11 protein-coding genes are annotated in these 12,725 nt (G+C 65.3%); 5 read left to right on the top strand and 6 right to left on the bottom strand.

All coding sequences use genetic code 11. The features are described 5' to 3' along the window. Positions 1–87: 87 nt before the first annotated feature. The 4 genes from J2T57_RS18690 to J2T57_RS18675 all read left to right on the top strand — a co-directional run bounded on the left by J2T57_RS18690 (position 88) and on the right by J2T57_RS18675 (position 6,602). Entirely contained in the window at positions 88–555 is a 468-nt protein-coding gene (locus tag J2T57_RS18690) for a ProQ/FINO family protein (protein ID WP_253483299.1), read from the top strand. Between the two features lie 112 nt (positions 556–667). Then, the gene (locus J2T57_RS18685; protein ID WP_253483295.1) at positions 668–1,855 is read left to right on the top strand and encodes an efflux RND transporter periplasmic adaptor subunit; all 1,188 of its coding nucleotides are present in this window, start codon (positions 668–670) and stop codon (positions 1,853–1,855) included. Beyond that, positions 1,852–4,938: an efflux RND transporter permease subunit gene (locus tag J2T57_RS18680; RefSeq protein ID WP_253483292.1), complete on the top strand. Its 3,087-nt coding sequence runs from the start codon at positions 1,852–1,854 to the stop codon at positions 4,936–4,938. Before J2T57_RS18685 ends, J2T57_RS18680 begins: the two co-directional genes overlap by 4 nt. Then, a complete protein-coding gene (locus J2T57_RS18675) occupies positions 4,935–6,602 on the top strand; it encodes a TolC family protein (protein ID WP_253483289.1) in 1,668 nt (555 codons plus the stop codon). Before J2T57_RS18680 ends, J2T57_RS18675 begins: the two co-directional genes overlap by 4 nt. A gap of 262 nt (positions 6,603–6,864) precedes the next feature. Here J2T57_RS18675 and J2T57_RS18670 read toward each other — a convergent pair whose 3' ends face one another. The 3 genes from J2T57_RS18670 to J2T57_RS18660 form a co-directional block, all read right to left on the bottom strand. Then, positions 6,865–7,728, bottom strand: a complete 864-nt coding sequence (locus J2T57_RS18670) for an ion transporter (RefSeq protein ID WP_253483287.1) — start codon at positions 7,726–7,728, stop codon at positions 6,865–6,867. Positions 7,729–7,833: 105 nt separating this feature from the next. Further along, on the bottom strand, positions 7,834–9,084 hold the full coding sequence (locus tag J2T57_RS18665; protein WP_253483284.1) for a DUF445 domain-containing protein: 1,251 nt from the start codon (positions 9,082–9,084) through the stop codon (positions 7,834–7,836). Next, positions 9,081–9,395 (bottom strand): MTH1187 family thiamine-binding protein, encoded by a 315-nt coding sequence (locus tag J2T57_RS18660; protein WP_253483281.1) that lies wholly within the window; start codon positions 9,393–9,395, stop codon positions 9,081–9,083. The genes J2T57_RS18665 and J2T57_RS18660 overlap by 4 nt, the downstream gene beginning before the upstream one ends. Before the next feature lie 252 nt (positions 9,396–9,647). Between J2T57_RS18660 and J2T57_RS18655 the strand changes: the two genes are divergently transcribed. Continuing rightward, positions 9,648–10,694 (top strand): alpha/beta hydrolase, encoded by a 1,047-nt coding sequence (locus J2T57_RS18655; protein ID WP_253483278.1) that lies wholly within the window; start codon positions 9,648–9,650, stop codon positions 10,692–10,694. A gap of 22 nt (positions 10,695–10,716) precedes the next feature. Here the strand turns inward: J2T57_RS18655 and J2T57_RS18650 are convergent, their stop codons facing one another. From J2T57_RS18650 to nusB, 3 genes are read right to left on the bottom strand one after another with little or no spacing between them, the layout of a single operon-like run. Continuing rightward, a complete protein-coding gene (locus J2T57_RS18650) occupies positions 10,717–11,202 on the bottom strand; it encodes a phosphatidylglycerophosphatase A family protein (RefSeq protein ID WP_253483275.1) in 486 nt (161 codons plus the stop codon). Continuing rightward, positions 11,202–12,173, bottom strand: a complete 972-nt coding sequence (gene thiL / locus J2T57_RS18645; protein WP_253483272.1) for a thiamine-phosphate kinase — start codon at positions 12,171–12,173, stop codon at positions 11,202–11,204. Before thiL ends, J2T57_RS18650 begins: the two co-directional genes overlap by 1 nt. Positions 12,174–12,191: 18 nt before the next feature. Further along, positions 12,192–12,722, bottom strand: a complete 531-nt coding sequence (gene nusB / locus J2T57_RS18640) for a transcription antitermination factor NusB (protein ID WP_253483269.1) — start codon at positions 12,720–12,722, stop codon at positions 12,192–12,194. Between the last annotated feature and the right edge of the window lie 3 nt (positions 12,723–12,725).

Below are 12,725 nucleotides of genomic sequence, written 5' to 3'. Positions count from 1 at the left end.
AGGTCGCACCGGGGAAAAGCATTCGGTAGCATACCGGTTGACTCTCGGCGAGGCACGGGGGCGTGAACGACAACGTGGTAGGGGCCCATGGCAGATACGGCAAATCAGAAGCAGGAACGGGCCAAGCGTGCGCGCACGTTCCTGGACGAACTCATCGAACGCTACCCGCAGTGTTTTACCCGCGATCGCGAGGCGATGCGACCACTGGCAATCGGCATACAGAAGCCGCTGAGACAGGATCTGGACAACGATAATAGCGTCGAAGAGGTCCCCGGGTGGTTGGTGCGTCAGGCGCTGGCGCTCTACACCCGATCGCCCGCCTATCTTGAAGCCACTATTGCTGGACGCAACCGGGTCAGCCTGGATGGCTCCGATGCCGGGGCTGTCACCGACGAGGCCCGCCGTTACGCCGAGGAACGCCGGGCCGAACAGAAGCGCCTGCAGGCCGCGCGCAAGCCGCGCCCGAAACGCGCCGTCAAACCCAAGCGGCCCAGCGCCGACGAACTACGGCAACGCAAGCTGGAAGCCCTGGCCAACAAATTCAATAATCGCTGAAGACACTTGGCGAACCCCCTCCCCCTGTTGCGGTCAACAGGTGCAAGAACGCTGACCGATCGGACAGCCGGTCGGCTGGTCATGCGCAACACCAGAACAGGACAACCCCCGGATGGGCAGACTATTTGCGTGGGCCGTTTTCGGCCTGCTGGCGGTGGGCACCGCGGCGATCTGGCTTTGGAACGACGCGCCCAGCGGGCCGACTCGCGGTGGCGGTGAAGCCCGCGCAATCCCGGTTGCCGCAGAGTCCGTTGAACGCCGCGACATCGTCGAGCGCCTGCGCTACAGCGGTTCACTGATCGCAGCCAGCCGCGTCGATGTAGCGCCACGCATCGGCGGCCGCCTCGATGAACTGCACGCGGACATCGGTGATGTGATCACCCCCGGCCAGTTGTTGGCTGAACTGGATGATGAAGAGGTTCGCCTGGAGCTCACCCAGAGCCAGGCCGAGGCGGCAGTGGCCCGGGCCAACGTGGCCGAGGCAGAGGCGTCGCTACAGGCTGCCCGCCGTAACCTGGACCGCACCCGCAACCTTCGCGAGCAACGCGTGGCCTCCCAGGCAGACCTGGACGCCGCCGAAACCGAGGTGGCGGCGGTAGAGGCACGCCTGCAGCTGGCCCGCTCCCAGGTGAATCAACGGGATGCGGCGGTGCGGGCCGCGGAGGTACGGCTTGCCTACACCAGCCTGCGCGCTGAAGGCGGCACCACCACGGCGGACCGCCTCGTCGCCGAGCGGCACTACGACACCGGCAGCGTGGTGCAGGCCAATACGCCGGTGCTGACGCTGGTGGATATCAACCCGCTGCGGGCCATTGTACAGGTGCCGGAGCGGGACTACGGCCGGCTGCGCATGGGGCAGACGGTGACCCTGCGCACTGATGCGTGGCCCGACGAGAGCTTCCGTGGCGAAATCGCCCGGGTTGCACCAGTCTTCCAGGAAGCCTCGCGACAGGCCCGAGTCGAGATTTCTGTCCCCAACGAGGAATACAAACTCCGGCCCGGCATGTTCGTGCGGGCCGAAATCCGCATCGGTGAGCGGGAACAGGTTCCCACCGTACCGCTGGATGCGCTTGCCGAACGCGATAATCAGCGTGGCGTGTTCGTTGTGGAAGAAAACGGCGAAGGGGGCCACGTTGCGCGGTTCACGCGTATAACACTCGGTGCCATCGACGGTGAATGGGCCCAGGTTGACGGTCTGGACACCGGGCTCACCATTGTCACCCTGGGGCAGCATCTGCTCACCGACGGCACCCGCGTTCGCATCAGTGAAGAGGATGCCAGCGAGGAGAGCGGCCGTTGAACATCCCGGCGATTACGGTCCGTCGGCCTGTGCTGACCGTGATGGTGACCCTGATCGTGGTCACCATCGGCCTCATGTCCCTGGCCCGCCTGCCCATCGATCTGCTGCCGGACATCACCTACCCCACCCTCACGGTCACCACCGAATACGGAAACGCCGCGCCGGAGGAAATCGAACAACTGATCACCCGGCCGGTGGAAGAGGCTGTGGCAGCGGTGCCCGGCGTGGAGGAGATCACCTCCACCTCATCGGAAGGCAGCAGCAGCGTGCGCATCTCGTTTTCCTGGGGTACCAACCTGGACGAGGCCACCAACGAGGTACGCGACCGGCTGGATCGCATCATAGCGAGCCTGCCGGATGAGGCCGATCGGCCTCGTGTGCGCAAATTCGACACCGCCGCAACGCCCATTCTGCTGCTGGGCGTTGCCGGCGAACTCGATCCCATCGAGATGCGTCAGCTCATCGACGACCGCATCAGGCCCCGACTGGAGCGGGTGCGTGGCGTCGCCGCCCTGGATGTCTGGGGTGGGCTGGAGCGGGAGATCCGTGTCGAAGTCGACCCGGATCGTCTGCGCGCCCTGGGGCTGGAACTCGACAGTGTTCGTCAGGCCCTGATGCAGGCCAACGTCACCCTGCCCGCCGGCGAGATCCGCCAGGGCCGCTACGACGTGCGCATTCGCACGCCGGGCGAGTTCGACTCGCTGGAGACCATCGAGAACACCGTGGTGTCCTGGCGCGACGGCCAACCCATCGCCCTGCACCAGATTGCCGGCGTGCGCGACACCTTCCAGCGGGTTACCCGAATAATCCGCATCGACGATGAACCCGGCGTACGACTGGCGGTGCGCAAGCAGTCCGACGCGAACACCGTGCAGGTGGCGGAGGCTGTTCATGCCGAGTTGAACCGGCTTCGACAGGATTACCCGCAGCTGAACCTGCAGGTGGCCATCGACAACGCACGGTACATCGAACGATCCATCAACAACGTCAGCCGCTCCCTGCTTTACGGCGGCAGCCTGGCACTGCTGGTGCTGTTGTTCTTCCTGCGCAACATCCGCACCACGCTGGTGGCGGCAACGGCGATTCCCGTCTCGGTTATCGCCACCTTCGCGCTCATCTACTTCGGCGGCTTCACCCTGAATCTCATGACCCTGGGCGGGCTCGCCCTCGGGGTCGGGCTGATGGTGGACAACGCGATCGTCGTGATCGAGAACATCTCTCGACGACGGCAGGATTTCCGCGAAGGGCATGACGACTCGGCGATTCGCGGTACCGTGGAAGTCGGCCCGGCAATCATCGCCAGCACCCTGACCACGCTGGCGATTTTCCTGCCCATGTTCTTTGCCCAGGAACTGGCAGGGGTCCTGTTTCGACAGCTCGCTTTCGTGGTGGCCTTTGCCCTCCTCTGCTCGCTGCTGCTGGCGCTGAGCCTGGTGCCCATGCTGATGGCACTGGCCCAGCGCCGGGAGGGTGAGCGCCGCCTGACGCGGCCTGTGCAGGCCCTGGCCGACGGCTGCGGCGCCATCGTCAACGCCATGGAGCGCACCTACCTGCGCGGTCTCCATGCCGCGCTCGGTAACCGCAGCCTCACTCTCGGGGTGGCCTTGCTGCTGTTCATTGCCGCCATCGGCCTGGTTCCTCGCCTTGGAACCGAGTTCATGCCGCCCACGGACGAAGGGGAAGTCCGGGTCACCATCGACATGGAACCCGGTACCAGCCTGAACGTCCTCGATCGTCAGACCCGCCGGGTCGAGGCGGTGGTGAACGAACTGGTGCCCGAACTGGAAAGCAGCGTGGTCAGCGTGGGTGCCTCCACGTTCCGAGCCTCAAGCCCGGCGCGCTCGGACATCCGCATGGGGCTCGTCCCCCAGTCTGAGCGCAGCCGCAGCAGCGAAGAAGTCGCCACGGCGCTGCGGCAGGCACTGACCGACATCCCCGGTGCCACGGTGCGTGTACGCGCCAGTCAGGGCATGGTCATGCGCGGTCTCGGCGGTGGCGACGACGCCGACCGGCTCAGCTTGGAGGTGCGCGGCTTCGACCTGAACGTGCTCGACCGCATCGCGGCAGAGGTAGGAGAGCGGCTGGAGGTGATCGACGGCATTACCGACGTACGCCTCGCCCGTGAAGACGGGGTACCCCAGCAGCTGTTGCGGATAGACCGTGACCGGGCCGCCGATCTGGGCCTCAACGTGGAGCAGATCGCCCGCACCGTGGAAACCGCGCTGGGAGGCCGGAACGCGGGACAGTACCGGGACGCCGGCACCGAACACCGCATCTGGGTGCAGCTTGAGGATGCCGAGCTGCTGGAGCTCGACGACATTCTCGATCTTGCCCTGCACGGCACCAACGGTGAGCCCGTGGTGTTGCGCAACCTGGTGACCTTCGAGGAGGAAGAAGGGCCCATCCAGATCTTCCGCAAGGAGCAGCAGCGGATGAACACCGTGTCGGCGAACATTTCAGGTCGGGATCTGGGCTCGGTGGTCGCGGACGCCCGAGCAAGCCTCGATGACATCCTGCTGCCACGCAATGTGGACATCAACTTCGCGGGGGACTACGAGGAACAGGAAGCTGCATTCTCGGAGTTGGGGCTCAACCTGCTACTGGCGGTCGCCCTCGTCTACATGGTGCTCGCCAGCCTGTATGAATCCCTGCGGGATCCGATCATCGTCATGGGCTCGGTGCCGCTCGCGGCGATCGGCGTGGTGCTCATGCTCATGGCCACCGGCACCACACTGAACACCCAGTCCATCATCGGCTGCATCATGCTGGTGGGTATCGTGGTGAACAACGCGATACTGCTGGTGGACCAGAGCGCGCGTCTCCACCGCAGCGACGGCCGGAAGGTGGTGGAAGCCGTGGTGGAGGCCGGGCGTCGCCGGCTTCGCCCCATCCTCATGACCAGCCTGACCACCATCCTTGCGCTGACGCCGCTGGCGCTGGGCATGGGCGAAGGTGGAGAAGCCCAGGCACCCATGGCCCGGGCTGTGGTTGGTGGGCTACTCAGCGCTTCCTTGATTACACTGTTCGTGATTCCCGTGCTCTACACTCTGTTCCACCGTGATCGCAAGGAAACCACTGCATGAGAAAGGCCCTGTTGTTGCTGTGTATCGCCGCCCCCCTGGCCTGGGGCAGCGAACCCGGCGACAGCGCCCGCCGTCATGTGGACCTGCAGCCCGTGGAACCGGCGGTGCCACCCCTGACCACCGGGCAGGTGCTTCCTCCCGGTGCCGGCGCCGACGTCGATGCGCCCCTGCGGTTGCAGCTGCCCGATAACTGGGAGCCGCTGACCCCTTCCGCGGACGAAGCCGCGGAGCTCAGCCTGGAAGCAGCCGTCTTTACCGCCCTCACCAACAATCGCTCCCTGGCGATTCAACAACTCCAACCGGCAGTGACTGGTACCTTCGAGGCCATCGAGCGGGCCACCTTCGATCCGGTGCTGTTCGCCGAGGTGGGGCTGTTCCGCGAGCGGGTTGTGCGGCAGCCGGAAGAAACCGAACAGGACCCCTTCGAACTGCGCAGCCGCTCCGAGCAGGGCGAACTGGGTGTCCGCCAGGTACTGCCCACCGGCACCGACCTTGAAGTATCGGTGCGCAGCCGCAGGCAGGACACGGATCGCGGCGCCGGCTTCAACAACGAGCAATTTGACGCCCGCGCAGGCATTACCCTGACCCAGGCACTGCTCCAGGGTGGCCGTATCGACTCCAATCTTGCCCGTCTGCGCCAGGCCGAGTTGGACACGCTGGCCTCCGTTTACGAGTTGCGCGGTTTTACCGAAAGCCTGGTGGCGGACGTGGAAACCGCCTACTGGGAGACGAGCCTTGAACAGCGGCGAGTGAAGATCTTCCAGGAAGCGCTGACGGTGGCCGAGCAGCAACTCGAGGAAACCCGCAGGCGGATTTCCGCCGGCCAGATCGCTGAAACCGAGGAAGCCTTTGCCCGGGCCGAGGTGGCCCTCCGGCGTCAGGGGCTGATCAATGCCCGGGGCCAACGGGATCAGCGCATCCTCGAGTTGCTGCAACTCACCAGCCCCCCGGGGGCTAACTGGGACCAGACCCTGGATCTCACCAGCGACACCGAACTCGACATGGATACCCTCCCCGCGCTCGACGGTGTGCGCAATTACACCGCGCTTGCCCGGGGCATGCGCCCGGAGCTGAACGAGGCACGGCTGCGCTATCTGCAGGGCGACCTTGAAGTGGTGCGGACCCGCAATGGCCTGCTGCCGCGACTGGACCTGTTCGTGACGCTTGGCCAGAGCGGCTATGCCGACGCCTTCGGCCGTGCCTGGCGGGACATCGACGGCCCCGGCTATGACTACAGCGCAGGTTTGCGGCTGGAGGTGCCCTTGGGCCGGCGGCAGGCGCGGGCGGAGCAGCAACGGGCCGAGCTTGAGCGCTATCAGGCGGTAGATGCCATCGCCAATCTGAAACAGCTGGCAGAGCTGGACGTGCGCCGCGCCTGGATCGAAACCCAACGCAGCCGCGAGCAGCTGGCTGCCACTGCCGTGACCCGGGAGTTGCAGGAGGAAGTGCTGCGCGCCGAACAGGCCCGCTTCCGCGCCGGAACCGCCACGGCCCTGGCCGTCGCCCTGGCCCAGCGGGATCTGCTGGAGGGGCAGCTGGAAGTAGAAGAAGCACGGGTGCGCTACCGCCAGGCGGTCACGGAGCTGCACCGCCAGAGCGGAACCCTGCTGATCCGCCGCGGCATCGCCATGGCCGGCGACGAACAGGTGATGCTGGATCGCTAGGAATTTGGATAAGGAAAATCGTTGACGGTGCGTTACGCGCTGCGCGCTAACACACCCTACAGCAGGCATCGGCACCCGTAGGGTGCGTTAGGCCAAAGGCCGTAACGCACCATGTCAACGATGGTTAAGCTTCCCCCAGGCATGGGTTCACGGCGTGTCCATGAGCGGCGTACCGGACCGACGTTCCCCGATCAATCCGTAGGGTGCTGTTAGCGCGCAGCGCGTAACGCACCATCACCGCGCCTGACCTCCGGCAACTCCGCTAATCCGTCCGTGACGGTGATCCGTCGCCGGACTGCGTGTCCTTCTCCATGCGATCCACCTTGGCGTGGAGATCGCGTATCAGCTCCAGCATTTCCTCGCGCTCGGCATGGGCCCGGGCTTCCACCTCGGAGCGCTTGGCGTCTTCCATCTCGTAATGCCGCTCCTGCATGGTGTTGACGATGATCCCGATAAACAGGTTGAGCACGGTGAACGCGGTGATGAGGATAAACACCACGAAATAGATCCACGCGTAGGGGTACTCCACCATTACGGGGCGCGCGATTTCCTGAGACCAGCTCTCCAGCGTCATCACCTGGAACAGCGAATACAGCGTGCGCCCGAGATGGCCGAAATCCTCGGGGAAACTGGCACCGAAGAGCTTCGTGCCCATGACGGCGAACACGTAAAATACCAGCGCAAGCAGGGCGGCGATCCAGCCGATGCTGGGAATGACCCGAAGCAGGGATTCGATGATGTCCCGCAGCCGGCCGATCTTGGTCAGCAACCTCAGAACACGCAGGATGCGCAGCGCCCGCAGGATGGAAAACGGTCCGCTGTCCGGCACCAACGACACACCGACGATAATAAAGTCGAATACATTCCACGGCTCACGGAAGAACCGGGGGCCGAAGGCGAACAGCTTGATGGCGATTTCCAGCACGAACACCGTGAGTATCGCCCGCTCGATCCACAGCAGGCCCCAGCCGATATGCCGCTCTACCGTGGCCGAGGTCTCAAGCCCCAGGGTCACGGCGTTGATGCAGATAAGAACGATGATGGCGTTCTGGATGCGCGGGCTTTCTATCCACTCGCCCAGGCGGGCGCGTAAACCGGAGTGAGTGGAGGAAGCGTCAGCTGACATGGATACACCGCTCTATTGGGGAAGCGTTAAGGAAGCGCTGCTTCCTTAAACAACGAGTCTGCCGGCATCCCTGCCAGAACGCGCCGATTATACGCAAACTCGGAATCAGAAAACCCAGCCGCTGACGACGAAGATCGCCATGCCCACCAGCGCGCCCACCAGCGTGCCGTTGATGCGGATGAACTGCAGATCGCGACCCACGGTGAGTTCCAGCCGCCGGGACAGGCCCTCGCTATCCCAGTCCCGCACCACGTCGGCAATGAATTCACCGATGGAATCCCGGAACGGCAGGATCAACTCCCGCAGCAGCAGAGTCATCCGGTCATCCAGTCGACTGCGCGCCTCGGGATCGTCAAGCAGTGTGCGGCCGAAACGCTGCAGGCCCTGCACCAGCGACTGACGGAAGACCGAATCCGGCTGATCCACGCCATCCAGGGCGGCCGCCCGCAGATCGCTCCAGATCTGCTCCAGTATCTGCTGCAATTCGGGGCTTTCCAGCAACTGGTCCCGCACCATGTCGAGCCGCTCGCGCACGGCGTCGGATCCCTGCATCCCCCGGGCCATGGCCCAGACGGCGCGATCGAACTCCTTTCGCGCCTTGTGGCCTGGGTCAGACAGATCTTCCAGCCATTCTTCAACCCCACCGACGATGGCCTCCGCCAGCTTGTGGTCGAAACGCCGGGGGATCCACCAGCTGCTTTTTTCCTCCACCCGGCGATAGATCACCTGGCGATTGGCAACCAGCAACTCCCGGGCCAGGCGTAGCGAGCGGTCGAAAAGCCGTTGATGCTGACGGCTTTCCATGAACAGCCAGACCAGTCGCTGCACCATGGGCGCCAGGTCGAGGCGGCGTAACTGGTCGCGAAAGGTATCGCTGTAGAAGCCGCGCACTTCCCGGTCCTCGAAGGCGCGGATCACATCCGGCGCCAGTGCCAGAAGGCGCTCCGCCACCAGGGCGCTGTTGTCGCGATCTGCAAGCCAGTCGCCCAGGCGGCGGGCCGGCTCGGATGAGCGCAGCCGCCCCTGGACCACCTCGGGATCGAGAAAGTGCCGGGCAACGAATCGGCCAAGACCAGCGCCGAGCCGCTCCTTGTTTCGGGGGAGGATGGCGGTATGGGGGATGGGCAGGCCAAGTGGCCGGCGGAACAAGGCCACCACGGCAAACCAGTCGGCAATACCACCGATCAGGCCCGCTTCGGCCCCCGCCCGCACCAGCAGCACGGTATAGCTCGGATCTTCCACCAGCTGGGTCGCGACATAGACGCCGACAGCACCCACCAGCGAGGCCGTCGCGATGTTGCGATGCCTTCGAAGTTCGGCAACCTGTTGCGCTTCTTCAGTGCCCGTTTGACTCATTGCGCGGCGGCTGTACCACGGCGGCGCTCTACCGATGCGATCTTGTCGTCCAGGCTCTGTTCCCGATCAACCCGGGTACCGGCCTTGATGCTGGTGAAAAGCCGTGGCGCGCCCATGGCATGCAGGCGTTCATGGCATTGGCGGATAGCCGTGAAGACGGCATCCCAGTCGCCTTCGATATTCGTCCCGTAGGCGTGCATTCGGGTCTCGAGCCCCGCCGCATCAAGTATGTCCTGACAAGCGGCGATATACTCGCCCAGTGACGTACCCGTGCCAATGGGAATGACACACAATTCCACATGAACGTGCATGACCGACCTCCACGGAATCCGCGAGCGAACCAGCCTCCATGGTAGCTGAATGACGAGGGTCGCGACTGCCTGGCCTACATCCCCGGAACACGGCCTCCATCCCCAGTGTCTATGCGGGCTATGGACAATCGGCACTGAGAGCCGGTTTGTGCCGGACTGCGAAACACGCACTGGCGTCCGGAATCGAATCCGCGGTAGAAACACAAGCATGGACATCAGGCGCGCGTCGCCTGAAAGGGGAAGAACTCGCTGATGTGGCGTCGAACCGGGCTTGCGCTGGTCGTTCTGCTCATGATCGCTCTCGCCCTGGCGAGCTGCGGCCAGCACGGTGTGCAGGAGGACAACGGCGAAACACGCCAGGCAGCGCGGCTGGAGGCTGATGCGGTAGTGACCAGCGATGGCCAGCGGCTGCCCCTGTCCACCTCGGCACCGGCGGAGGAGCCACCACGCGCCGTGGTGCTCGCATTGCACGGCTTCAACGATTACCGCCGCGCTTTCGAGACCATGGCGCAGGAGATGGCCGAGTCCGGGGTGCAGGTCTACGCCTATGATCAACGCGGCTTCGGCGGCACGGCGGATCGCGGCGTGTGGGTCGGCTCGGATACCCTGATCGAAGATGCCCGGGCCACGCTTGTGCTGCTTCGCGAAGCCCATCCCGATACCCCGATCTACCTGCTCGGCAAGAGCATGGGCGGTGCCGTCGCCATCGGCGCCCTCACCCGGCAACCCGCGCCGGACATTGACGGCGCTATCCTGGTGGCGCCGGCAGTATGGGCCAGAAGAACCATGCCCTGGTACCAGCGTGCCGCCCTCTGGGTGGGCGCCCGCGTTGCCCCGGGCCGCGAGGTCCGCGGCAGCGGACTCAGCATCAGGCCCAGCGACAATCGCGAGATGCTGCGTAACCTGGGCCGCGACCCCATGGTGATCAAGGGCACCCGCATCGACGCCGTGGAGGGCCTTGCCGACCTCATGGATGAAGCCCTGGCGGGGGTCTCACGACTCAACGGCGAGACCCTGATCCTGTATGGCGAACACGATCAGGTCGTGCCCCGCCGCCCCACCTGCCGCATGCTGGCCAGCCTGCCAGAGCAACCGGCGGATTGGCGCTTTGCCCTGTACGAGGACGGCTACCACATGCTCACCCGCGATCTGAACGGCCGCGTGGTGCGGGATGACATCACCGCATGGGTGCTGGATCGGGCTCAGGCACTACCCTCGGGCATGGAGGCCACCAACAGCGAGCGCCGACAGGACTTCTGCGAACAACGCCCGGTACCTGCAGCCGTGGAGCCCGGATGAGGGAACGTCGCCCACGCGCCGATCAGGTCACCAGGAATACGATCAGGTGCAGCACCAGCGCCGCGAATACGCCGGCGATGATGTCATCGATCATGATGCCGAAGCCGCCGTGCACGTGGCGATCCAGCCAGCGAATCGGCCAGGGCTTGATGATGTCGAAGAACCGGAACAGCAGAAAACCCAGCACCACCCAGACCAGGCCCAGCGGCACGGCGATCATGGTCACCAGAAAACCCGCGACCTCGTCCCAGACGATGGCCGGATGATCGTGAACGCCGAAGTCCCGGGCTGCGCGATCGCAAATCCAGACGCCTACCACGCACACCAAGGCGGTGACGAGCAGATACGCCCAGAACGGCAGCATGGCCACCAGCAGGTAAAGCGGTATCGCCGCCAGCGTGCCCATGGTGCCGGGGGCCTTGGGAGACAACCCGCTGCCGAAACCCAGGGCCAGGAAATGCACCGGGTTGGCGAGACTCGCCCGGCCCTTGAGATCCGGCGCCGCCATCAGTTGCGGAAGTGCCGGTAGCCGGTGTCGGTGAGGCGCACCGGGGTGCGGTCGGAACGAACCAGTTGCAAGCCCTTGCCCGGTTGCACCGTGCCGATGCGAGTAAGTTGCACGCCCACCCGGCTCGCCACTGCGTCGACGGCGTGCAGCCGCTGACGCGGGACGGTAAAGCAGAGTTCGTAGTCGTCGCCGCCGGTGAGGGCCGTACGCCAGTGCGAGCGCCCGCCACCGAAGCGCAGGCCGGCGTCGGATAGCGGCAACCGGTCTACGTCCACCACGGCACCGACGCCACTCGCCGCCAGCAGGTGGTCCAGGTCCGCGGCGAGACCATCGGAAACATCGATGCAGGCCGTGGCCACATCGCGTAGCGCCATGCCCAGAGAGACCCGGGCTGTGGGCCGGTGCAGGCGCTCCATCAGCCAGCTGGCATCGGAGGCAACCGATACCGCGCGGCGGCGCCAGAGCCGCAGGCCCAGGGCCGCGTCACCCAGGGTACCGCTGACCAGGACAGCATCGCCCACGGAGGCGCGGCTACGACGCAGTGCGCGCCCAGGGGGCACCAGCCCGATGGCCTGAACCGTGATGGACAAGGGCCCCCGGGACAGATCGCCACCCACCACACTCATGCGGTGGTAGCGCGCCAGATCGCCAAGCCCGCGGGCAAACGGGGCGATCCAGTCTTCGTCGGGCTCCGGCAGGGTGAGGCTCAGCGTGGCCCAGGCGGGTTCGGCACCCATAGCCGCGAGATCGCTCAGGTTAACCGCCAGTGCCTTGTGACCAACGGACTCCGCAGGCGCATCCTCCGGAAAATGAATACCGGACACCAGGGTGTCGGTACAGATGGCCAGCCGCTGCCCCGGTGGTGGATCAACCAGGGCGCTGTCATCGCCCACCCCCAGGGCCACATCCTCCCGGCGAAACCCGAGTTCGGAGAAATAGCGCGCGATCAGGTCGAACTCGCTACGCGACACGACACACCTCCCGTACTGCTATGGCGCGGAACGGCCCCGGGCGGCGATTTCCGCCTCGCGCAGGGGGAAGCCGCGGGCGACCTTGTCCAGCACGCCGTTGATGTATTTGTAGCCGTCCTGCCCACCAAAGCGCTTGGCAAGCTCGACATACTCGTTGATGACCACCCGATAGGGCACGTCGATCCGCTCGCTCAACTCGAAGGCCCCGAGACGCAGAATGAGGCGCTCGGTGGGGTCGAGACTGCGGATCGCCCGGTCGAGATGCGGCGCAATGCGCTCGTCCCAGTCCTCCATGCGGTCCAGCACGCCGTGCAGCAGCTCCCGGAACAGGGCGATATCGGTATCGCTCATGTCGAGGGCGTCTTCCAGTTCGGTGTCCCGATCGGGATCCAACGCTTCGGAATCACCGGCATCGGCGGCTTCAGGGAGAAACTGCCGCTCGATATCCGCCCCCGACTGCCCGGTGTGCTGCCACTGGTAGAGCGCCTGCAGCGCCCGCTCCCGTGCCCGGGATCGCGCCTTGCCCAGCGTTTGCCTGTTCCGCGCCATGTG

Source organism: Natronocella acetinitrilica (assembly GCF_024170285.1).
Lineage (GTDB): Bacteria > Pseudomonadota > Gammaproteobacteria > Nitrococcales > Aquisalimonadaceae > Natronocella > Natronocella acetinitrilica.
Note: the sequence above shows the minus strand (reverse complement) of the source record. Positions and strands in the feature narration are given on the sequence as shown.